The organism is Aeromonas sp. R5-1, assembly GCF_040908265.1.
In the GTDB taxonomy this organism is placed as follows: Bacteria; Pseudomonadota; Gammaproteobacteria; order Enterobacterales; family Aeromonadaceae; genus Aeromonas; species Aeromonas caviae.
This window is the reverse complement of the sequence record NZ_JBFODJ010000104.1, coordinates 44413-65556: the sequence shown is the minus strand read 5'-3', so window position 1 is coordinate 65556 and position 21144 is coordinate 44413. Positions and strand designations below refer to the sequence as shown.

The 21144-nt window shown below is 64.5% G+C and carries 18 protein-coding genes; 9 read left to right on the top strand and 9 right to left on the bottom strand.

Annotation, left to right across the window (positions count from 1 at the left end; translation table 11 throughout):
* Positions 1–95: 95 nt before the first annotated feature.
* Positions 96–1043 carry a magnesium/cobalt transporter CorA gene (corA, locus tag AB5Y64_RS14630; protein ID WP_005301617.1) on the bottom strand — a complete coding sequence of 316 codons (948 nt, stop codon included), beginning with the start codon at positions 1041–1043 and terminating at the stop codon, positions 96–98.
* Positions 1044–1458: 415 nt separating this feature from the next.
* Entirely contained in the window at positions 1459–3102 is a 1644-nt protein-coding gene (locus tag AB5Y64_RS14625) for an electron transfer flavoprotein-ubiquinone oxidoreductase (RefSeq protein WP_368204047.1), read from the bottom strand.
* 126 nt (positions 3103–3228) lie between these two features.
* Between AB5Y64_RS14625 and AB5Y64_RS14620 the strand changes: the two genes are divergently transcribed.
* The 5 genes from AB5Y64_RS14620 (at position 3229) to aroG (ending at position 9027) form a co-directional block, all read left to right on the top strand.
* A complete protein-coding gene (locus AB5Y64_RS14620) occupies positions 3229–3978 on the top strand; it encodes an electron transfer flavoprotein subunit beta/FixA family protein (protein WP_319900283.1) in 750 nt (249 codons plus the stop codon).
* A 103-nt stretch (positions 3979–4081) separates the two neighbouring features.
* Positions 4082–5011 carry an electron transfer flavoprotein subunit alpha/FixB family protein gene (locus AB5Y64_RS14615; protein WP_039038889.1) on the top strand — a complete coding sequence of 310 codons (930 nt, stop codon included), beginning with the start codon at positions 4082–4084 and terminating at the stop codon, positions 5009–5011.
* A 224-nt stretch (positions 5012–5235) separates the two neighbouring features.
* On the top strand, positions 5236–6324 hold the full coding sequence (serC, locus tag AB5Y64_RS14610; RefSeq protein WP_010674452.1) for a 3-phosphoserine/phosphohydroxythreonine transaminase: 1089 nt from the start codon (positions 5236–5238) through the stop codon (positions 6322–6324).
* Between the two features lie 170 nt (positions 6325–6494).
* A complete protein-coding gene (gene aroA, locus AB5Y64_RS14605) occupies positions 6495–7775 on the top strand; it encodes a 3-phosphoshikimate 1-carboxyvinyltransferase (protein WP_010674453.1) in 1281 nt (426 codons plus the stop codon).
* 196 nt (positions 7776–7971) lie between these two features.
* A complete protein-coding gene (aroG, locus tag AB5Y64_RS14600) occupies positions 7972–9027 on the top strand; it encodes a 3-deoxy-7-phosphoheptulonate synthase AroG (protein ID WP_010674454.1) in 1056 nt (351 codons plus the stop codon).
* 86 nt (positions 9028–9113) lie between these two features.
* Here aroG and AB5Y64_RS14595 read toward each other — a convergent pair whose 3' ends face one another.
* The gene (locus tag AB5Y64_RS14595) at positions 9114–9836 is read right to left on the bottom strand and encodes a TerC family protein (RefSeq protein WP_010674455.1); all 723 of its coding nucleotides are present in this window, start codon (positions 9834–9836) and stop codon (positions 9114–9116) included.
* A gap of 116 nt (positions 9837–9952) precedes the next feature.
* Here AB5Y64_RS14595 and AB5Y64_RS14590 point away from each other — a divergent pair, with 116 nt between their 5' ends.
* From AB5Y64_RS14590 to AB5Y64_RS14580, 3 genes are all read left to right on the top strand, one after another.
* Positions 9953–11068: an ATP-NAD kinase family protein gene (locus AB5Y64_RS14590; RefSeq protein ID WP_042017248.1), complete on the top strand. Its 1116-nt coding sequence runs from the start codon at positions 9953–9955 to the stop codon at positions 11066–11068.
* Positions 11069–11175: 107 nt separating this feature from the next.
* Positions 11176–11454, top strand: a complete 279-nt coding sequence (locus tag AB5Y64_RS14585; RefSeq protein ID WP_010674457.1) for a YfcL family protein — start codon at positions 11176–11178, stop codon at positions 11452–11454.
* A gap of 99 nt (positions 11455–11553) precedes the next feature.
* Positions 11554–13218, top strand: a complete 1665-nt coding sequence (locus AB5Y64_RS14580; RefSeq protein WP_042863732.1) for an AMP-binding protein — start codon at positions 11554–11556, stop codon at positions 13216–13218.
* 797 nt (positions 13219–14015) lie between these two features.
* Here AB5Y64_RS14580 and cdd read toward each other — a convergent pair.
* The 3 genes from cdd to AB5Y64_RS14565 all read right to left on the bottom strand — a co-directional run bounded on the left by cdd (position 14016) and on the right by AB5Y64_RS14565 (position 16228).
* Positions 14016–14897 carry a cytidine deaminase gene (cdd, locus tag AB5Y64_RS14575; protein WP_010674459.1) on the bottom strand — a complete coding sequence of 294 codons (882 nt, stop codon included), beginning with the start codon at positions 14895–14897 and terminating at the stop codon, positions 14016–14018.
* A 226-nt stretch (positions 14898–15123) separates the two neighbouring features.
* A complete protein-coding gene (locus AB5Y64_RS14570) occupies positions 15124–15810 on the bottom strand; it encodes an LrgB family protein (protein WP_368204045.1) in 687 nt (228 codons plus the stop codon).
* Between the two features lie 58 nt (positions 15811–15868).
* A complete protein-coding gene (locus AB5Y64_RS14565) occupies positions 15869–16228 on the bottom strand; it encodes a CidA/LrgA family protein (protein ID WP_010674461.1) in 360 nt (119 codons plus the stop codon).
* Positions 16229–16358: 130 nt separating this feature from the next.
* Between AB5Y64_RS14565 and AB5Y64_RS14560 the strand changes: the two genes are divergently transcribed.
* Positions 16359–18074 carry a glycoside hydrolase family 36 protein gene (locus tag AB5Y64_RS14560; RefSeq protein WP_180911624.1) on the top strand — a complete coding sequence of 572 codons (1716 nt, stop codon included), beginning with the start codon at positions 16359–16361 and terminating at the stop codon, positions 18072–18074.
* A gap of 58 nt (positions 18075–18132) precedes the next feature.
* Here the strand turns inward: AB5Y64_RS14560 and AB5Y64_RS14555 are convergent, their stop codons facing one another.
* From AB5Y64_RS14555 to AB5Y64_RS14545, 3 genes are all read right to left on the bottom strand, one after another.
* Positions 18133–18639, bottom strand: coding sequence for a hypothetical protein (locus tag AB5Y64_RS14555; protein ID WP_010674463.1), 507 nt, complete (start codon positions 18637–18639; stop codon positions 18133–18135).
* 148 nt (positions 18640–18787) lie between these two features.
* Positions 18788–20215: an exodeoxyribonuclease I gene (gene sbcB / locus AB5Y64_RS14550; RefSeq protein WP_010674464.1), complete on the bottom strand. Its 1428-nt coding sequence runs from the start codon at positions 20213–20215 to the stop codon at positions 18788–18790.
* 178 nt (positions 20216–20393) lie between these two features.
* Positions 20394–21104, bottom strand: coding sequence for a metallophosphoesterase (locus tag AB5Y64_RS14545; protein ID WP_368204043.1), 711 nt, complete (start codon positions 21102–21104; stop codon positions 20394–20396).
* Between the last annotated feature and the right edge of the window lie 40 nt (positions 21105–21144).

The window sequence follows — 21144 nt, the reverse complement described above, 5'->3', positions numbered from 1 at the left end:
GCACAGGGCAGGCCATTGCAAGGCCGGCGACGGCCGGGAATTAATCGGGGGGTCAGCCCCCCCAATCCGCAGTATTTAGTTGCCGGGTTCCGGCGTCACAGCCAGCCTTTTCGCTTGAAGAAGAGACCGGTGCCCAGCGATGACATCACCATCAGCACCAGGGAGAGGGGATAGCCGTACTCCCAGGCGAGCTCCGGCATGCGGCCAAAGTTCATGCCGTAGATGCTGGCGATAAGGGTCGGCGGCAGGAAGATCACTGCGGCTACCGAGAAGATCTTGATCACCTTGTTCTGCTCCAGATTGGTCACCCCCATGGACGCCTCCAGCTGGAAGTTGATCTTGTCGAACAGGAACTGGGTATGGGGCAGCAGGGATTCCACGTCGTGCAGCATCTCGTCGATCCACTTGTTCTGCTCCCCCGTCATGCGCTGGCGCAGACTGCGTTTGAGGAAGCGCAGGGCGCGGCGGGTATCGTGCAGGGAGAGACGGATCTGGCCGTTGGCCTCTTCCTGGGCCATCAGCTCCTTGAGCATGGGGTTGATCTGGTCCGGCTCGAAGATCTGATCGGCGGTGTTCTCCAGGGTCTTGTAGCCATCCTCGATGAGATCCGAGAGATACTCCACCTTGAGGTTCTGCACCTCCAGCAGGATGTCGAGGGCATCTTCGACCTCCAGCCTGTCCTGACGCATGTAGTGGCGCAGCAGACGCACCAGGCCGATGTCATCCTCGCGAATGCTGATCAGCAGGTTGTTGCGCAGGGTAAAAGAGACGTGCACACCCTTGGTGTCGCGACCGATGCGCTGGGGAAACAGGGAGTGGATGTGCAGACCGTCGGTGTCCCAGTAGAAGCGGGCGGATGCCTCGATGTCATCGAGCTCCTCCTTGTCCGGCACCTCCTCCAGGAACAGGCCCGTCAACCATTCTCGCTCCGCAGTGTCCGGCTTGTAGGCATCCAGCCAGACGGTGTTGTCGGGAACGATGTCATCCGGCCCGAGCGTGACTATGTCCAGCACCTTGTTGTTGAGAATGTAGGCGGTGATCATCTGTCCCCCCTTAAGAAGTCATGGGTAATCAGGGATGGTTGCACAGGTTCATGCGGCCTTAGATCGCACGGAAAGCGATCCCATGAAATAGCATAACGAGGCCGATGGACAACCTGAATGCGGCGAACTATACAGGGGCGGGACCCGCTTGTCAGGGCCTATTCATCAGGGGTTCAGCCTGTTCGCTCAAAAAAGCGGCGAGGTCGGATCAGCCGTGGCGACCCCGATGCGGGCGATCCCGGCGTCGCCTCCTTTGTTCGCCCTGGTGTGGGGGAGGGCCCGAGCTCACCGGCGGGAATGGCGGGTTGCTGGTCGCCCTGCGACAGCCCCCGGCCAAGCGTAGGAAACGGTCTCCGTGCGGTGTTCCGGGGCTGCGTCTCCTTGTTATCTGCTCTGGTTTGCGTGGGCAAGCCTGTTACATATTGGGGTAGTTGGGGCCCGAGCCGCCCTGGGGCGGCGTCCAGACGATATTCTGGCTGGGATCCTTGATGTCGCAGGTTTTGCAGTGAATGCAGTTGGCAGCGTTGATCTGCAGCCTTGGCCGGGTATCCCCATCGAGGATCTCGAACACCCCCGCCGGGCAGTAGCGCTGGGCGGGTTCGGCCCAGGTGGGCAGGTTGACCTCGACCGGAATGCGCGCGTCCTGAAGGGTCAGGTGACAGGGTTGATCCTCGTCGTGGCTGGTGCTGGCCAGATAGACGGAGGAGAGCTTGTCGAAGCTGAGCTTGCCGTCGGGTTTGGGGTAGTCGATGGGCTGGCAACGGCTGGCCAGGCGCAGCTGGCGGTAATCCGGCTCCTTGTCCAGCAGAGTAAAAGGAGAGGTCAAGGCAAAGAGTCGCTGCTCCAGCCAGTTGAAGGCGCCGCCGAGCCAGGGGCCGAAGCGGTGCAGGGCGGCCCCAACGTTGCGGGCCCTCTTCAGCTCCCGGGTCAGCCAGCTTTGCAGCAGCGCGTCCTGAAACTCGGCCAGATCCCGTCCCCCTTCATCCCCTCCTCGCAGTGCCATGGCGACCGTCGCGGCCGCCACCATGCCTGACTTCATGGCGGTGTGGATCCCCTTGATGCGGGAGAAGTCCAGGGTGCCCGCATCACAGCCGATGAGCAGGCCGCCGGGAAAGTGCATGCGCGGCAATGAGTGCCAGCCCCCCTTGGTGATGGCCCGTGCGCCGTAGCTGATGCGCTCGCCCCCCTGCAACGTTGCCGCGATGAGGGGGTGGTGCTTGAGACGCTGGAATTCGTCAAAGGGGCTGAGCCAGGGATTCTGGTAGTTGAGATCGACGATAAGGCCGACCGCCACCAGATCCTGGGCCAGATGATAGAGATAGAAGCCCCCCTGACTCTTGTTGCCCTTTCCCTCACCAAGGGGCCAGCCGCTGCCATGGAGCACCCGCCCAGGATGGGATTGTCCCGCAGGCACCTGCCACACCTCCTTGAAGCCGATGGCGTAATGCTGCGGCTGGGCGGTATTTTCCAGATGGAATCGGGCGATCAGCTGTTTGCCGAGGTGGCCGCGCGCCCCTTCGGCAAACAGGGTATAGCGGCCATACAGGGCCATGCCGGGCACGTGATCCGGCTTGGGGTTGCCCTCCTTGTCGAGGCCAAGATCACCGGTCACCACCCCGCGTACCCGGCCCTCCTCCACGATGAGGGTGCTTGCCGCAAAGCCCGGGTAGATCTCGACACCGAGGGCCTCGGCCTGCTTGCCGAGCCAGCGGTAGAGGGTGCCGAGGCTGATGATGTGGCTGCCGTCGTTGTGCATGCGGGGTGGCACCGCCCAGTGGGGCAGATGCAGGGAGCGGCTGTCGCTTTGCAGCAGATGGACCTGATCATCCGTCACCGGCACACCGAGGGGGGCCTCCTGCCAGCTCTCTGGCAGCAGCTCCCTGAGGGCGACGGGATCGAGCAGGGCGCCGGAGATGAGGTGGGCGCCTATCTCGGCCCCCTTCTCCAGCAGGCAGACCGAGAGGGCCGGGGCCTGCTGCTTCAATGCGATGGCGGCGCTCAGGCCTGCCGGGCCGCCACCGACGATGACGACATCAAATTCCATTGCTTCGCGTTCCATCTTGCCTCTGTGCTCGACTTGGCCTAGGGTAGTTCTGGTAGTTTACGTAAACGTAAACCACTTTGTCAGCAGAAAAGTGAGTGACGACAAGGTGGACCCACACAACAGGTATGAGGGATGACCGCCATGAAGCTGCTGGTCGCAGTCAAACGGGTCGTTGATTACAACGTCAGGATCCGGGTCAAGGGGGATGGCTCCGATGTGGAGCTCGCCAATGTGAAGATGGGCATCAACCCGTTTTGTGAAATCGCGGTGGAGGAGGGGGTCAGGCTGCGGGAAGCCGGCGTGGCATCCGAGCTGGTGGTGGTGACCTTTGGCCCCGAGGCGGCGGCCGAGCAGTTGCGCCATGCCCTGGCGCTGGGGGCGGATCGGGCGCTGCACTATGTTACCGGCGAGTCCCTGACTCCGCTCACCGTGGCCCGGGCCCTGCAAACGGTGTGCGGGCAGGAGCAGCCCGATCTGGTGCTGCTCGGCAAACAGTCCATCGACTCTGACAACAATCAGGTAGGGCAGATGCTCGCCGCCCTCAATGACTGGCCGCTTGCCACTTTCGCCTCCGCCATCAGGCTGGTGGAGGGGGAATTGCAGGTGACCCGCGAGATAGACGGTGGCCTCGAGACCCTCGGCATGGCGCTGCCCGCCGTGGTGACCGTGGACTTGCGCCTCAACGAGCCGCGCTTCGCCTCCCTCCCCAACATCATGAAGGCCAAGCGCAAGCCGCTGGAGAGCCAGCCGTTCGCCGCCCTCGGGGTAGCACCGGCCGGCCAGACACGGCAGCTCGGAGTGATGGCGCCGCCGGTGCGCAGCGCCGGCATCAGGGTGGGCTCGGTGGACGAGCTGCTGGACAAGCTCAAGCACGAAGCCCGGGTGCTCTGATGGGCAGGTGCATGAGAGGGATGCCTCCCGCAGGCGTGAGCGCCATGCATGGGGCAGCGGCCCAGGGGAGCAAGGGATCAATGGATGACATGAAGGTGCTGCCATGAGCGTACTTGTGATTGCGGAACATCATCAGGGGCGGATCGCCGACAACCTGGCCCAGCTGGTCACGGCGGCGGGGCGCCTGGGGGGCGAGGTGCACCTCTTGCTGCTGGGGCAGGGGCTGACGGAGGCGGGGGAGCAGGCCGCCGCCCTTACGGGGGTAAACCGGGTGCTGCTGGCAGAACATCCCATGCTGGCGGAGGGGCTCAACGACGGGGTCGACAGACTGCTCGCCGAGGTGGCCAGGGACTACCAGCACTGCCTGATGGCGGCCAGCAGCCAGGGCAAGGATCTTCTGCCGCGAGTGGCGGCCAGGCTCGGGGTGGAGATGATCGCCGAGGTGACCGGCATCGAGGGGCCCGACACCTTCCTGCGTCCCATCTATGCGGGCAACGCCATCGCCCGGGTGGCGAGCAGCGCCCCCGTCAAGGTGCTCACCGTGCGGCCCACCGCGTTCGCCAAGGCCGGGTCCGGGGAGGAGCGTGCCGCGATGGAATCGCTGCCGGTGGCCGAGGTGCGCTGCCGTACCCGGCTCATCGAGCGGCGTGCGGTGCGCTCCGCCAGACCCGAGCTCGGGGCGGCCCGGGTGGTGGTCTCCGGCGGGCGGGCGCTCGGCTCGAAAGAGCACTTTGCCCTCATCGACGCTCTGGCGGACAAGCTGGGGGCTGCCGTCGGGGCATCGCGGGCCGCCGTGGATGCCGGTTATGTCTCCAACGACCTGCAGGTGGGGCAGACCGGCAAGGTGGTGGCCCCCGAGCTCTACATCGCGGTGGGCATCTCGGGCGCCATCCAGCATCTGGCGGGGATGAAGGAGTCCAAGGTGATCGTCGCCATCAACAAGGACGCGGAGGCCCCCATCTTCCAGGTGGCGGACTACGGTCTGGTGGGGGATCTCTTCACCCTGCTGCCGGAGCTCACCGCCAAGCTGTAAATTTGCCACATAGGGGCGAACAAAGCCGTCCGTGCTGTCTCGCCCCCGTTTCCATGCATATTCTCTGCAAGCCCTGGCCCGTTCAGGGCTTTTGTCTGATGGGTGCCCGGTGGCGCCGGGGCAAAAGGTTGCGCTGGATCCCAAAAAGCCTTTGCCCCCACGGGGGGCTGTCGTGTAAAAACGTTCGAGTCACCGATCACACACATCCATTCACGGAAAGCGTCATGAGCAAACAGATTTACAACTTCTGCGCCGGCCCTGCCATGTTGCCGGTTGAAGTCATGGAGCGCGCCCAGCGCGAATTTTGTAATTTCCAGGGGCTGGGAGCCTCGGTCATGGAGCTTTCCCATCGCGGCAAGCCCTATATGGCGGTCGCCGAGAAGGCCGAAGCGGACCTGCGCGACCTGCTGGCGGTGCCGGACAACTACAAGGTGCTCTTCATGCACGGCGGTGGCCGCGGCCAGTTCTCCGCCGTGCCCATGAACCTGCTGGGTGGCGCCAACAAGAAGGCAGATTACCTGGTGACCGGCGTCTGGGCCCAGAGCGCCGTGGATGAAGCCCAGAAATACGGTGACATCCAGACCTTCCAGGGGGTAGCCAAGAACGAGCAGGGGGTCTCCCACCTGCTGCCGACGCCGGCGTTTCGCGCCGATGCCGCCTATGTACACTACTGCCCGAACGAAACCATCGATGGCATCGAGATGTTCGACATCCCGGCCACCGGCGATGTGCCCCTGGTGGCGGATCTCTCCTCCACCATCCTCTCCCGTCCCCTCGATGTGAGCCGCTTCGGCATCCTCTACGCCGGTGCCCAGAAGAACATAGGCCCCTCTGGTCTGGCCATCGCCATCGTGCGCGACGACCTGCTGAACCAGGCCCGTGCCGATGTGCCGTCCATCTTCGACTACCAGCTCACCGCCAAGAACGACTCTATGTTCAACACGCCCCCCACCTACGCCTGGTACCTGGCCGGGCTGGTGTTCGAGTGGCTCAAGGAGCAGGGTGGCCTGGCGGCGATGGAAGCACGCAACAAGGAGAAGGCCGACTTCCTCTACGGCTACCTCGATCAGTCGAGCTTCTACGGCAACAAGGTGGATGTGGCCTGCCGCTCCCGCATGAACGTGCCCTTCCAGCTGAAAAACGAGGCCCTGGACAAGCTGTTCCTGGCGGAGTCGGAAGCGGCCGGTCTGCTGGCCCTCAAGGGACACCGCATCGTCGGTGGCATGCGCGCCAGCCTCTACAACGCCATGCCCCTGGAAGGGGTCAAGGCCCTGGTCAGCTTTATGGATGACTTTGCCAAACGCCACGGTTGAGGCGTGTCTCCCCATTGCCAGACGCCGGGGACTCCCCGGCGTCTGTTTTTCAGACCCATCCTGACCCAGGCTGCCGTCTCCCGCGGTCGTGCCACTGTCGAACTTGCCGCGGGGGACGCGGGCTGTTAACGTCCGGTCAGGTGATTTAATTGAGATCGAACAGGAAGTCTATGAATTCGTTGCGTTTGGAACCCATTTCTAGTGTGGCCGGGGTGGTCAATCTGCCCGGCTCCAAGAGTGTCTCTAACCGGGCCCTGCTGCTGGCGGCCCTGGCCCGGGGCACCACCCGGCTGACCAACCTGCTCGACAGCGATGACATCCGCCACATGCTGGCGGCGCTGACCCAGCTCGGCGTCAAGTACAAGCTCTCCGCCGACAAGACCGAGTGCACCGTGCACGGTCTGGGTCGCAGCTTCGCGGTCTCGGCACCGGTCAACCTGTTCCTCGGCAATGCCGGTACTGCCATGCGCCCCCTGTGCGCCGCCCTGTGCCTGGGCTCCGGCGAGTACACCCTGGGCGGCGAGCCGCGCATGGAAGAGCGCCCCATCGGCCACCTGGTGGATGCCCTGCGCGAAGCGGGTGCCCACATCCAGTACCTGAAGAAAGATGGCTATCCGCCTCTGGTGGTGGATGCCAAGGGGCTCTGGGGTGGCGATGTCCACATCGACGGCTCCGTCTCCAGCCAGTTCCTGACGGCGTTTTTGATGGCGGCCCCCATGGCGGCCGGCGACACCCGCATCCACATCAAGGGGGAGCTGGTCTCCAAGCCCTACATCGACATCACCCTGCACATCATGAAGCAGTTCGGGGTGGTCATCGAGCACGACGACTACAAGGTGTTCTACATCAAGGGCAACCAGACCTATGTCAGCCCGGGGGACTTCCTGGTGGAAGGGGATGCCTCCAGCGCCTCCTACTTCCTCGCGGCGGGCGCCATCAAGGGCAAGGTGCGGGTTACCGGCATCGGCAAGAACAGCATCCAGGGGGACATCCACTTCGCCGACGTACTGGAGAAGATGGGGGCCCGCATCACCTGGGGCGATGACTTCATCGAGGCCGAGCAGGGGCCGTTGCACGGCATCGACATGGACATGAACCACATCCCGGATGCGGCCATGACCATCGCCACCACGGCGCTGTTTGCTGAGGGCACCACCACTATCCGCAACATCTACAACTGGCGGGTGAAGGAGACCGACCGCCTGCACGCCATGGCGACCGAGCTGCGCAAGCTGGGCGTGGAAGTGGAGGAGGGGCACGACTTCATCACCGTGATCCCGCCCGCACAGCTCAAACACGCGGCCATCGACACCTACAACGATCACCGCATCGCCATGTGCTTCTCCCTGGTGGCACTCTCCGATACGCCGGTCACCATCAATGATCCGGGTTGCACCTCCAAGACCTTCCCGGACTACTTCGACAAGCTGGCCAGCGTCAGTCAGGCCTGAGCCCTTTCGGCCCGCTTCGTGCGGGCCTTTTCATCTCTGCCCCCGCTTTTTTCATGCCTCCTAGCAGCATTATGCAAACTTGCAAGGTGCGATAATAAAATTCCTTGTCGAAGAATGTAATTTTCTATTTACACCGACCCGGCACAGGGCTAGATTGAGATCTCTTTATCGCAGTCATCTAGCAGGAAACTTGGTCATGCAGCATCAAACCGACGACGTTCGTATCAGTGAAATCAAAGAGTTATTGCCCCCGGTTGCGGTGCTTGAGAAGTTTCCGGCGACCGACACCGCCTCGGCCACCGTGTTTGAATCCCGTCAGGCCATCCACAACATCCTGGCCGGCGACGATGATCGCCTGCTGGTGGTGATCGGCCCCTGCTCCATCCACGATCCGGTCGCCGCCCTGGAATACGGCAAACGCCTCAAGGTGCTGCGCGACGAGCTGAAAGATCAGCTGGAGATCGTGATGCGGGTCTACTTCGAAAAACCCCGTACCACAGTGGGCTGGAAGGGGCTGATCAACGATCCCTACCTCGACAACAGCTGCCAGATCAATGACGGCCTGCGCCTGGGTCGCAAGCTCTTGCTGGATCTCAACGACATGGGGCTGCCGACCGCCTCCGAGTTCCTCGACATGATCACCCCGCAATACGTGGCGGATCTGATGAGCTGGGGTGCCATCGGTGCCCGTACCACCGAATCCCAGGTACACCGCGAGCTGGCCTCCGGTCTCTCCTGCCCGGTGGGCTTCAAGAACGGCACCGACGGCACCATCAAGGTGGCCATCGACGCCATCGGCGCCGCCAGCGCCCCGCATCACTTCCTGTCGGTGACCAAGTACGGCCACTCCGCCATCGTCTCGACCGCTGGCAACCCGGACTGTCACATCATCCTGCGCGGTGGCCGCGAGCCCAACTACAGCGCCCGTCACGTGGATGAGGTGGTGAGTGGTCTGGACAAGGCGGGTCTGCCCCAGAAAGTGATGATCGACTTCAGCCACGCCAACAGCAGCAAGCAGTTCAAGAACCAGATGCTGGTGGCCGAGGACGTGGCCGGTCAGCTGCGTACCGGCAGCAAGGCGGTGTTCGGCGTCATGGTGGAGAGTCACCTGGTGGAAGGGCGTCAGGATCTGGTGGACGGGTGCGAGCTCACCTTCGGCCAGAGCATCACCGACGCCTGCATCGGCTGGGCCGATACCGAGGTGCTGCTGCGCAACCTGGCGGACGCCGTGGCCGCTCGCAACGCCCTCTGAGCCCAAGGCGCCCCGTTGGCGGGGCAATAAAAAAGCGCGACCCTGGGTCGCGCTTTTTGTTTGGCCATCTCTCGGCAGGTCGCGGTTTACTTGGCCCGCTCCTGGTGGCCGCGCAGGCGGATGTTGATCATCTCCACCACCAGCGAGAAGGCCATGGCGAAGTAGATGTAACCCTTGGGAATGTGCAGATCCAGCCCTTCGGCCATCAGCGCCACCCCGACCAGGATAAGGAAGGAGAGGGCCAGCATCTTGATGGTGGGGTGGGTATCGACGAAGTCGCCGATGGCCTTGGCGGCAAACATCATGACGCCGACGGCGATGATGATGGCCAGCACCATGACAGGGACATGATCCGCCATGCCCACGGCGGTGATGACGGAGTCCAGGCTGAAGATGATGTCGAGGATGGCGATCTGCACCAGGGTGGACAGGAAGCCCGCGGTCTTGCTCACCACACCCGCCTCTTCGGCGGCCCCTTCCAGGCTCTGGTGGATCTCGTGGGTGCTCTTGGCGATGAGGAACAGACCCCCCACCAGCAGGATGAGATCCCGTCCCGAGATGGCTTCCCCCAGCACGGTGAAGAGGGGCTCGGTGAGGCGCATCACCCAGGCCAGGGAGAGCAGCAGCAGGATGCGGGTGCCCATGGCGAGCCCCAGCCCCAGGATGCGCGCTTTCTGGCGCTGGGCTTCCGGCAGGCGACCCACCAGGATGGAGATGAAAATGATGTTGTCGATGCCGAGCACGATCTCGAGCAGGGTCAGGGTGGCGAGCGCGACCCAGGCGGAGGGGTCAGCAATCCATTCCAGCATGATTGAACCTTGGTTGAACAGTGATTGAGGTAGAAGCCGCGCATTTTAGCAGGGGGTCATGGCTTGTCCCAGTGGCGGGAAAAGATAAAATGGCGGCGATCCAACAGGAGGGAAACATGTTTCGATTAGGGCTCATCATCAACCCCGTCGCCGGCATCGGCGGGGCCGTCGGTCTCAAGGGCAGTGACGGTATGGTCGCCGAGGCGCTGGCGCGCGGGGCCGTCCCCAAGGCCCGGGAGCGGGCCCGCCAGGCCCTGTTGCCCCTGTGCGAGCTGACCACGTCATTCGAGCTGCTGACGGTGGCCGGTGAGATGGGGGAGACGCTTGCCGCAGAGCTCGGGCTGCCCCATCGCATTGTCCATCGGCCTGCCGGGGCGCAGACGAGCGCCGAGGACACCCGGGCTGCCGCCCTGGCCCTGCGCGATGCCGGGGTGGATCTGCTGCTCTTCGCCGGTGGCGATGGCACCGCCCGTGACATCTGCGCGGCGGTGGGGGAGTCCTGCCATGTGCTCGGCATCCCGGCGGGGTGCAAAATCCACTCCGGGGTCTACGGGGTGACGCCGGCGGCGAGCGGCCGGGTGGCGGCCAGAATGATCGCAGGGGAGCTTCTGAGCCTGGTGGATGCGGAGGTGATGGACATCGACGAGGAGGCGTTTCGCGCCGGCAAGGTGCGCGCCCGCCACTACGGCCAGCTGCTGGTGCCCGGGGATCTGCGCTACGTGCAGGCGGTCAAGCAGGGGGGGCGGGAGTCCGAGGAGCTGGTGCTCGCCGATCTTGCCGCCGGTGTGGTGGAGCAGATGGAGCCCGATACCCTCTACCTGATGGGGTCGGGGAGCACGGTGGCCGCCTGCATGGGGGAGCTGGGTCTGGAAAATACCTTGCTCGGTGTGGATCTGGTGGAAAATGGCCGGCTTATCGGGCAGGATCTCTCCGCCGCCGAGATCCTGACCCGGATCCGCGGCCGTCGCTGCCGTCTGATCATCACCCTGATCGGCGGTCAGGGACATCTGTTCGGGCGCGGAAATCAGCAATTGAGTCCAGACGTGATCCGGGCCGTCGGGCGCGAGCATATCCAGGTGCTCGCCACCAAAGCCAAGCTGGCGGCGCTAGAAGGCCGTCCGCTGCTGGTGGACACCGACGATCCGGCACTGAACCGGTCGTTGAGTGGTTATCTGCGCATAACCACGGGATACAAGGATCAGGTCATCTACCCGGTGGCCAACCCGGAATAGGACATCAAGGATGCGGCTGGCCTGGCGCCAGAGAGCCGCGATCAACCGGATCGCGGTTCCACTCCCCGAATTTTTTGCCGGCAACCCCGGAAATGAGGCTGCGTTAAATGACGATTCACGATTTTGAACACAAGTTGTTGGGACTGATCGACGCCATGGTCGCCACGGCCAGCGAAGACGAGCTGTTTGCGGGTGGCTATCTGCGAGGGCACATCTCCCTTGCGGTGGCGCGCGCCGAGCTGGAGGGCAAGACCCTGGTGCGGGACGTCAAGAGCTATGTGCTGCGCAGCCTGAACGAGGCCATCTTGCAGGGTGAGCTCTCCGAGCAGGACGAGGTGCTGGTGCAGGAGATGTGGAAGCGTCTGCAGGCCCAGGCGGAAGCTTGATCCCATTCGCAGTTCAAACACAAGTTTAAGTAATCTGCTTCCCTGAGTGTTATCAAAAGGTTAATAATGAGGCTCGCCTTTTGTTTCAGGGATTAAACCATGGCCTCCACCTCACGCATTGCCACCAGACTGCCGCTCGAGATGCTCTATCACTGGGAGCGGCAGTGTCCCGACCGAATCTATCTGCGTCAGACCATCCACCGCGAATACGTCGACTTCACCTGGGGTGAGGTCGCCGACGAGGCGCGGCGCATGGTGACGGCACTGCGCGCCCTGGGCCTGGTGCCCGGTGACAAGGTAGCCCTGCTCTCCAAGAACTGCGCCCAGTGGTTCATTGCCGATCTGGCGATGCAGATGGGGGGATACGTGAGCGTGCCCATCTACCCCACCGCCAACGTCGACACCATCGAATACGTGCTGCGCCACAGCGAAACCAGGGCGATCTTCGTCGGCAAGCTGGACGACTGGAAGAGCCAGGAGGCGGGGGTGCCCGGGGATCTGCTGCGTATCGCCCTGCCTTACGACACCATGCCGGCCACCCACCAGTGGGACGATCTGCTGGCGCAATACGACCCCATCCCGGACAGCCCGGTGCAGGCGCCGGATGCCCTGCTGAGCCTGGTCTACACCTCCGGCAGCACCGGCAAGCCCAAGGGAGCCATGCTGAGCGTGGAGCGCTACGCCTGGTCCTGCGAGAAGCTGGTGGAGGCGGTCTCCCTCACCGCCGAGGATCGCGGCTTCTCCTACCTGCCCCTTGCCCACATCACCGAGCGGGTCTACATCTACGGCGGCAGCCTGTTCAGCGGCGCCACCATCGCCTTCCCCGAATCCCTCGACACCTTCATCGAGGACGTCAAGCGCTGCCGTCCCACCGTCTTCATCTCGGTGCCGCGGCTCTGGGCCATGTTCCGCATCAAGATCCACGAGAAGCTGCCCCAGAAAAAGCTGGCGCTGCTGCTCAAGATCCCTCTCGTCTCCAGCCTCATCAAGAGCAAGCTGCAAAAGGGGCTGGGGCTGGATCAGGCGCGGGTGCTGGGCTGCGGCTCGGCGCCGGTGGCCCCGGCGCTGCTGGAGTGGTATCACAGCATCGGTATCCATATCACCGAGGCCTGGGGCATGACCGAGAACCACGCCTACTCCACCCTCAACTACCCGTTCCGGGCGGACAAGATAGGCACCGTCGGCAAGGCCGGGCCCGGGGTGACCATCAAGATCTCCGACGAGGGGGAGATCCTCTGTCGCTGCGACGGCATGATGGTGGGCTACTACAAGGATCCCGAGCACAGTGCAGAGGCCATCGACGCCGAGGGCTGGCTGCACACCGGTGACATGGGGAAGCTGGACCGGGAGGGTTACCTCACCATCACTGGTCGCATGAAGGACGTCTTCAAGACTGCCAAGGGCAAGTACGTGGCCCCGGTGCCCATCGAGGGGATGCTCGGGCAGGAGCCCATCATCGAGCAGCTCTGTGTCATCGGCTACGGCATGCCGCAGCCGGTTGCCCTGGTGCAGCTCGCCGAGAGCGCCATGAAGGGGGACAAGGCCGGGGTGGAAGCCCAGCTGGAGGCTGCCCTCAACCGGGTCAACGACAAGCTGGAATCCCATGCTCGCCTGCGGGGCATCCTGGTGGTCAAGAGCCCCTGGAACATCGAGAACGGGGTGCTGACCCCCACCATGAAGATCCGCCGCCACCTGCTGGAACAAAAATACGCGGACATCGGTGAGCGCTGGTCCGGCAGCCAGCGCATCCTGTGGGAGTCCTGACAGGGGTCGGTGCCGCCATATCGGCCACATCAATGACAGTCGGGGGAGCCAGTGGCTCCCCCGCTGTATTTCAGGGGGGAAGCAGCCGACAGGGGGCGGGGCTGGGGCATTGACCCCTTCCCCGAGGTTTCCCGCCGCCATACCGCCCCGCGTCGGGGGAATCGGCAGGGAAAGGTATTTGCAAAATCCATGGAGAGGCGGGATCCCAGTGGCTGGGCGAATGCATCTTGGGGTCACACACGGGGGCTGCAAGGGGAGAGGGCGGGGCATTGACCCCTTCCCCGATCTTTCCCGCCGCCGCCATGCCGCCCCGCGTCGGGGGAATCGGCAGGGAAGGTATTTGCAAAATCCATGGAGAGGTGGGATCCCAGTGGCTTGGCAAATGCATCTTGGGGTCACACACGGGGGCCGCAAGGGGCGGGGACGAGGTATTTATCCCTTCCCCGACCTTTCCCGCCGCCGCCATGCCGCCCCGCGTCGGGGGAATCGGCAGGGAAAGGTATTTGCAAAATCCATGGAGAGGTGGGATCCCAGTGGCTGGGCGAATGCATCTTGGGGTCACACACGGGGGCTGCAAGGGGCGGGGGGGAGGCATTGGCCCCTTAACCTGGGCTTCCCGCCACCGCAGAGGAGGTCTGCCAATAAGGTCATCGGAGGGAGACCGCCCTCACATGGGGCAGGGGGGCATCTGATGCACGGCGCCAGAGGCGCAGAGAAAGGGGCTGAGGGGCAGGATGAGAGCCGCAGAGAGCAAGAAGGGGAGCCGCAGCTCCCCTTCCCGTTGGCGGATGCCGGGGTCAGACGGCTTTGTACTCAAGCTCGACCGAGCCCAGGGCCTTCAGGGTGGACTGGGCCGAATCCCGCTGGCTGATCTGGCCATCCTTGCTCTCCAGCAGCACGGCGCGGCGCACGGTGGCGAGATCCTCGCCACCCAGCACAGCGTGGGCGCAGGCCATCTGCATGGGGGGCAGGCTCGGGTTGAAGGCGGCGTTCTCGGCATAGCGGCCGCAGAAGATGCGCCCGTCCTCGAACTGCAGCGCCACCGCGGCATAGCCCTGGCTGTAGGGGGCATAGCTCTGGCGGGCGGCGGCGAGCGCAGCCTGCCACAGGGGGTCGTCGCTCTCGAGCACCAGCTCGTCGTGAGCCTGGGGGCTCATCAGGGCATCGGTGATCTCGAGATCGGCGGGGCCGAAGGAGTGGGGCAGGAAGGATTGCAGCTCGCTGAGATCGTCCGGCAGGGAGACTTTCAGGGTCTTGGCGGTGCTCAGCTCGTTCATGAACTGGCGGCAGTGGCCGCAGGGGGTGTAGTTCACGGTGATCTCGGAGATCCCGGTCTCGCCACCCAGCCAGGCGTTGGAGATGGCGGACTGCTCGGCATGGACCGAGTGGAACAGCCCCTGGCCCGCGAACTCCATGTTGGCGCCAAAGTACCAGGTGCCGCTCAGGCCGCAGGCGATGGCGCCGACGAAGAACCTGGAGATGGGGGCCACCGAGCAGGCGGCCGCCAGCGGCAGCAAGGCCAGACGCAGGGCCCTGTCATCCAGCCCGGTGGCGGCTTTCAGGGTCGCGACCTGGTCCGGGGTGAAACGGGCCTGGAAATCGTCCCCCAGCATGGGCAGCAGGGCGGCCTGGAGCGGGGCGGAAAGGGTCTCGAATGGCTTGGCAAAGCGGGGATGCATACTGTGTCCTCAAAGGCCAATTGGGGGGCCATTGTAGGGAGCAAGCGCGGCGAATTGTGTGAGCGCGCTCACGCCTTGATGGGTAAAGGGGCGGGGATGGTAAAGGAAACGTTTGTCTTTCGCAATCTGTGCGCCAGCTCCCGGCATCAGGGAGGCGAGGGTATCGGATGGAAACGGTGAAAGGGCACAGAGGCCATGGCCGCAAGGGCGGCCATGGCAACGGGGATCAGGTCAGCCAGTGGTAGAGGGCGAACAGCAGGGGGGCGATGGCCGCGGTCAGCACGCCGCACACCACCATGGCCAGCGACGAGAAGGCGCCCTGGGTCACCCCCTGCTCGGCGGAGGCGGCGGTGCCGATGGCGTGGGCGCAGGCTCCCATGGCGAGCCCCTGAGCCTCGGGGTCGGTGACCCGCATCAGCTTGAGCAGGGGGTAGCCCACCAGGGCCCCCAGGATCCCCACCACCACCACCACGGCGGCGGCGATGGCGGGAATGCCGCCGAGGGACTGGCTGACGCTCATGGCGAGCGGCGTGGTGATGGACTTGGTGGCGATGGAGGCGAGCAGCGCCGGATCCGCCCCCATCAGGTGGCCGACCACCAGGGTGGTGCAGACCGAGATGAGCACCGCGGTGAGGGTACAGGCCAGGATGGGTGTGAGCTTGTCGCGGATCTGGCGTGCCTGCTGGTAAAGCGGCAGGGCCAGGGCCACCACGGCGGGTTCCAGCAGGGCGGTCAGGGGCGAGGCCCCCTGCTGGTACTGATCCAGGGGCAGATCGAGCCAGAGCAGCAGGCCGATGATGACGGCGGTGGGGATCAGCACCGGATTGATGACGGGCCAGGGCAGGCGGCGGTAGAGGGCCCGGGTCATGAAATAGAGGGCCAGGGTGAGGGGAATGGCCAACCAGAAGATCATGGCTGCATCCTTGTGATGACAGGGTAAGGTGAGGTGAGGGGCAGGGCGAACCAGAGGATCATGGCTTGTTCATCCTTTGATAGAGGTGGCCGACCGCGCCCAGGATGAGCACGATGCCGAGCACGACGCAGAGCATGATGAGACCGAAGGATTGGCGCAGGGGCTCGAGCCAGGCCACCAGGCCCACCGCCACCGGCACGAACAGCACCCCCATGTGGCGCAGCAGCAGGCCGCCCCCCAGCTCGACCCAGGAGAAGCGGACGATCTGCAAGGAGAGCAGCACGAACAGCAGCAGCATGCCGATGATGCTGCCGGGGAAGGCGAAGGGCAGGATGGCCGCCACGGCCTTGCCTGCCAGCAGACAGGCGATGATGACCAGAAAATCACGAAGGTAGCGCAGGGTGCGTTGCAGCAGCACGGGGGCCTCATCTTGGCAAGTGTGAGCAAGGTCGCAGTTTAACAGGCACGGGGGGGAGGGAACAGGGTCAACTGGCCCGCAGGGGATACAATGGCCCCGGCTTCATCCCCATTCACAAGAAGGAGTTCCCATGTCGACCCCCTCTCTCCTGGCCCGGTTGCGCCAACTGCCCGCCGATCCCGCCCTCCCTGACACCCTGCTGCAAACCCGCCAGTGGGAGGGGCCGCTTTGCCGGGTGAGGCTCGACAACACCGGGAAGCAGTCCGAGGCCGTCCACCACTGGCGGCTGTTTGAGGGGGATCTCGGACTTGCGCCCGACGCGGCCATCTACGGGGAGGGGTTCCAGATGCTGGCCCAGACCGGGGGACGCTGGAATGCCCCCGAGCACCTGGGCCGCTGCCCCGATGCGTCTGTCTATCGCATCACCGCCGATCATGGCTACCACACGGTGCACAACCTGCTGCTGGTGGCGCTGGAGGGGGGCTGGCTGCTGCTGGCCTTTGCGAGCTGCCAGCGCTTTGGCGGGGAGTTTCGTCTCCATCCCGACGGGCGCCTCGAGATAGTGATGAACACCGAAGGGCGCACCCTGGCGCCGGGTGCGTACTGGCAGAGCGAGGCGCTGATCTGCCTGGAGGGGCCGGACAGGGAGGCCCTGCTCGCGACGCTGGCGCAGCATATCGCCGCCGAGCACGGCTCCCTGGTGGGGGAGGTGCCCACGCGCCCGAGCGGCTGGTGCTCCTGGTATCACTATTACGCGAACGTGAGCGCGGCGGACATTCGCGAGAACCTGGCGGTGCGGGCCGAGCGTTTCCCGGCCCTGCGCTACGTGCAGATAGATGACGGCTATCAGGCCAGGATGGGGGACTGGCTCACCCCTTCCGCCAAGTTCGAGGAGGGGGTGGCGGCCCTGGCAGGGGAGATCCGCGCCGCCGGTTGCGAGCCGGCGCTCTGGGTCGCCCCCTTTATCGCCGAGCCCGGCTCGCAAGTGTTCCAGGATCACCCTGACTGGTTCGTGAAAGGGGAGGATGGCCTGCCGCTCCCCTCGGAGCGGGTCACCTACGGGGGCTGGCGCTGCACCCCCTGGTACGTGCTGGATGGCACCCACCCCGAGGTGCAGACGCACCTGGAGCAGGTATTTCGCACCCTGCGTACCCAGTGGGGCATTCACTACTTCAAGCTCGATGCCAACTTCTGGGGGGCCATCCACGGTGGTCGCTTCCACGACCCCGCCGCCACCCGGGTGGAGGCCTATCGGCGCGGCATGGCCGCCATCCTGCGCGGTGCCGGGGAGGGGGCTTTCCTGCTCGGCTGCAATGCGCCGCTGTGGCCGAGCCTCGGCCTGGTGCACGGCATGCGGGTGAGCGATGACGTGGAGCGCCAGGGCCCCCGTTTTCGCCAGATAGCGCGAGAAGCCTTCTGCCGCGCCTGGCAGCACGAGCGGCTCTGGGTGCTGGACCCCGACTGCGTCTGCCTGCGGGATATTCCGGGCCAGCACGGGAGCCGCGCCGAGTACGACTTCCACCTGGCCGCCCTGGTGGCGAGCGGTGGCATGGTACTGGCGGGGGACAGATTGCAGGATCTGGACGAGGCGCAAGGGGCGCGCCTTGGCAAGCTGCTGGCCCTGTGCGCCGCGCGCACCCCGGCGGCCCGCTTCGAGGGGATGGCATTCGAGCGCGGGCGGGTGGCGCTGCCCGGGGGCGGCGAGCTGCTCTGCCTGTTCAACTGGGGGGAGCACGCCTGCGAGTTCCCGTTGGCGCCGGGGGGCACGGACTTCTGGGACGAGACGCCCCTGGGGAGCCCCCTGGTGCTGCAAGGGGGGCAGGGGGCGGTGATCCGCTACCCCTGATGGCGTTGCACTGCAAAAAGGCTCCCTCGGGAGCCTTTTTTATGTGGCGAAATGGTCTCTAGAAGTGCCACTCCATCCCGATGGCGTAATTGGCGGAACCATAGCCCGGGATCTCGTTGCTGGAGGCGAGCGCCTTGACGGTGAGGCGAGTTGTCAGGGGGATGCCGAGCCCCATGCCGATGGCGATCTCGTCGCTCTGATCCCCCATCATGTCCACCCGCAGGGTGCGATAGAGGGAGAGATCCTGGCTCATCTGGGCATAGATCTGGGACGACTTGTTGTAGAGCTGGCCGAACACCTCCATCTGGAAGCCGTTTTGCGGCGTGATGGCCAGGGGAATGCCGGCGAAGCGGTAGAGATCCGAGTGGTTGAAATAGCTGTTGGTGATTTGCGGGGTGAAGTCGGTCTGCTGGTAGAGGGTGCTGAAGTTGTGCTCGATGAGCCGGTAGGTCTGCTCCGGCAGGCGCAAGAGGTAGTCTGGCACCTCGAACCGGGCGCCAGCGAGGGCGGCCTGGGGCAGCAGGGCACAGGCGACGAGTGTCAAAGCAGGCAGAGCTGAACGCATAAAACGAGAGTTCCCCAACAGTCGAAAGCACGGCATCCATGCCGTCAGCGCATCTAAATATTCACACTATCAGGAGCTTGGGCTCCCTGCCCATTATGTCGCGAGCCGGGGAAACGCATCGGTTTTTAACTGTGAAACGGCTCACATCTCATAGATTTTCAAGGTAGTGATAGAGACTCTTTAGAATCGCAAAGTTCCGTTCGTTCCCCTGGTTCTGTTCCGCCAGGGCTTCCAGGCGCGGCACATAATCCGGCAGACGGCGGCTGAAGTAGTCGCTGCAGTGCAGGCGCCAGCGCTTCTGCTCCGCTTCGCTCAAGGTGTGGGGCCAGTTGCGGGCGCGGTAACGGAACAGCATCTCGGGCAGACGGGGATCCGTGAAGGCAAACTCCCGCTCCCCCAGCAGATCCGCCGGGGTGGCGCGCACCAGATCCATGGTGGACTTGTCGCCGTGGCCGAAGAAACCGGCGTAGAGCTGGGTGTCGGGGTCGCCGTCATTGCTGCCGGCAAACTCCTGGTTGAACACCTCCACCAGTTTTTCCCGCACCTCGGGGTGGGCCCGCAGCAGATCCAGGCTCTTGCGGCACTGAGCCCGGTTGATGCCCAGCTCGTCCGCCCGCTCCGGCGTCAGGGTGGCGGCCGGGGCCAGCACCGGGCACTTGTTGATGTGCACCAGTTTGACCGGAATGCCGGCCAGATCCCCCAGCTCCTCTTTTTTGGTGTAGAGGCGCTCGCGGATCTCCTCGCAGGAGAGCTCGATAAGCGGAGTGGGGTCACGGGTCAGATCCACCATGATCACCGCGTTCTGGTTGGTGGGGTGCCAGGCGAGCGGCGACACCCAGCTTGCACACCCCTGCCAGGGGGAGAACATGCCGGAGACGTGCACCAGGGGTTTCATGGTCACCACGTCGATGAGGGCCTTCACCTTGTTCTTGTTGCGAAGATCAAAGAGGTACTCGAAGAGCTTGGGCTGAGCCTTTTTCACCAGCCTGGCCATCTCGATGGTGGCCAGCACATCCGAGAGCGCATCGTGGGCGTTGGCGTGGGCCACGCCGTTGGCGACGGTGAGCTTCTCCAGCCTGAAGCTCGGCTTGCCCTCGTCGTCAAACGCCCACTCTATCCCCTGCGGGCGCAGGGCGTAGCAGGCCCGCAGCATGTCGAGGATGTCCCAGCGGGAGTTGCCGTTCTGCCAGGCGTAGGCATAGGGGTCATAGAAGTTGCGATAGAGGGTGTAGCGGGTCACCTCGTCATCGAAGCGGATGCTGTTGTAGCCGAGCACGCAGGTGCCCGGGGTGGCGAACTCTGCGTGGATCTGGCGGATGAAGTCCGCCTCGCACAGGCCGTCCTTCATCGCCTTTTGCGGCGTGATGCCGGTGATGAGGCAGGCTTCCGGCTCCGGCAGGTAATCCGCCGGCGGCTTGCAGTAAATCACCAGCGGCTCGCCGATGACGTTGAAATCCCCGTCGGTGCGAATGCCCGCAAACTGCGCCGGTCTGTCTTTGGCCGGACTGATGCCGAAGGTCTCGTAGTCGTGGAAATAGAACGTGGGCCCGCTGGCCGGGTGCGCTGATGTGCTCATGTTGCTCGAAAGGAGTGTCCGATGACGGCGGCGCCTGGCGCCTGGGTGGGGGTGCCATGCACCGCAATTGCCTGCATGGTAAACCATCGCGCTGGCAGAGCGAAGTCCGGGGCGTTCGCCTGGCGCTTTAATGGGCAGTGGGCGTTGTCCGTGAGCCTGATCATCCCATCGGTCCGGCTCAGGGCAGGGGAAAGTGAGGGGTCAGGGTATTGAGGTCCAGCAGGGTGAAGTAGCCGCCCTCCTCGGGATACCAGCCGCCGGTGTCGATGTAGTGGACGTTGCCAAGGCGCACCGGCTCCCTCACCGGGGTGTGGCCCACCACCAGGGCGGCGAGATCCGCGACCCCGCTCTCGTCCAGCCGTTCGATACGGCGCCTTGACCAGAGGCAGACGTTCTTGATGGCCCGAAGCCGTCCGCCGCTCACCCCGGCATCGAGTTGGTCCAGCAGCCCCTGCCAGGAGGAGAAGGGACAATCGGCGTGAAGCAGCCCGACCGGACCGGCCGGGGTGGCCACCTCGATGACCAGGGGCAGGCTGCGGTAGTGGACGGCGAACGCCGCCTGCTCGGCAGGGGTCAGCTGCTGAAACCAGCCGCCGCCGTTTCGGACCCAGTTCTCCCGATCGCAGCTCTCGTAACGGCAGACGTAGTCGTCGTGATTGCCGCAGACCGGGTGAAACCAGGGTCTGGCCAGCCAGTGGATCACCTCGCTGCACTCGGGCCCGCGATCCGCCAGATCCCCGACGCTGAAGAGACGGTCCCGGGCGGGATCAAAATCCAGGGTGTCGAGGGCCTGCTGCAACAGGGCGAAGTGGCCGTGGATGTCGCCGACGGCCAGATCGCGCCCCAGGGCGTTTTGGGGGAAGCGTCTTATCAGGGGGGAGGGTGTCATGGCGTCTCCTGCCTCTATCCCGGACGGGGATGTTTTGTCT

Bases quoted from the DNA above. Each gene is read 5' to 3' on its own strand.
- cdd (WP_010674459.1), bottom strand. From the start codon at position 14,897: ATGCATCCCCGCTTTGCCAAGCCATTCGAGACCCTTTCCGCCCCGCTC.
- corA (WP_005301617.1), bottom strand. From the start codon at position 1,043: ATGATCACCGCCTACATTCTCAACAACAAGGTGCTGGACATAGTCACG.
- AB5Y64_RS14545 (WP_368204043.1), bottom strand. From the start codon at position 21,104: ATGACACCCTCCCCCCTGATAAGACGCTTCCCCCAAAACGCCCTGGGG.
- AB5Y64_RS14580 (WP_042863732.1), top strand. From the start codon at position 11,554: ATGGCCTCCACCTCACGCATTGCCACCAGACTGCCGCTCGAGATGCTC.
- AB5Y64_RS14620 (WP_319900283.1), top strand. From the start codon at position 3,229: ATGAAGCTGCTGGTCGCAGTCAAACGGGTCGTTGATTACAACGTCAGG.
- AB5Y64_RS14590 (WP_042017248.1), top strand. From the start codon at position 9,953: ATGTTTCGATTAGGGCTCATCATCAACCCCGTCGCCGGCATCGGCGGG.
- AB5Y64_RS14625 (WP_368204047.1), bottom strand. From the start codon at position 3,102: ATGGAACGCGAAGCAATGGAATTTGATGTCGTCATCGTCGGTGGCGGC.
- aroA (WP_010674453.1), top strand. From the start codon at position 6,495: ATGAATTCGTTGCGTTTGGAACCCATTTCTAGTGTGGCCGGGGTGGTC.
- AB5Y64_RS14615 (WP_039038889.1), top strand. From the start codon at position 4,082: ATGAGCGTACTTGTGATTGCGGAACATCATCAGGGGCGGATCGCCGAC.
- AB5Y64_RS14555 (WP_010674463.1), bottom strand. From the start codon at position 18,639: ATGCGTTCAGCTCTGCCTGCTTTGACACTCGTCGCCTGTGCCCTGCTG.
- AB5Y64_RS14570 (WP_368204045.1), bottom strand. From the start codon at position 15,810: ATGATCTTCTGGTTGGCCATTCCCCTCACCCTGGCCCTCTATTTCATG.
- sbcB (WP_010674464.1), bottom strand. From the start codon at position 20,215: ATGAGCACATCAGCGCACCCGGCCAGCGGGCCCACGTTCTATTTCCAC.
- AB5Y64_RS14585 (WP_010674457.1), top strand. From the start codon at position 11,176: ATGACGATTCACGATTTTGAACACAAGTTGTTGGGACTGATCGACGCC.
- serC (WP_010674452.1), top strand. From the start codon at position 5,236: ATGAGCAAACAGATTTACAACTTCTGCGCCGGCCCTGCCATGTTGCCG.
- AB5Y64_RS14595 (WP_010674455.1), bottom strand. From the start codon at position 9,836: ATGCTGGAATGGATTGCTGACCCCTCCGCCTGGGTCGCGCTCGCCACC.
- AB5Y64_RS14560 (WP_180911624.1), top strand. From the start codon at position 16,359: ATGTCGACCCCCTCTCTCCTGGCCCGGTTGCGCCAACTGCCCGCCGAT.
- aroG (WP_010674454.1), top strand. From the start codon at position 7,972: ATGCAGCATCAAACCGACGACGTTCGTATCAGTGAAATCAAAGAGTTA.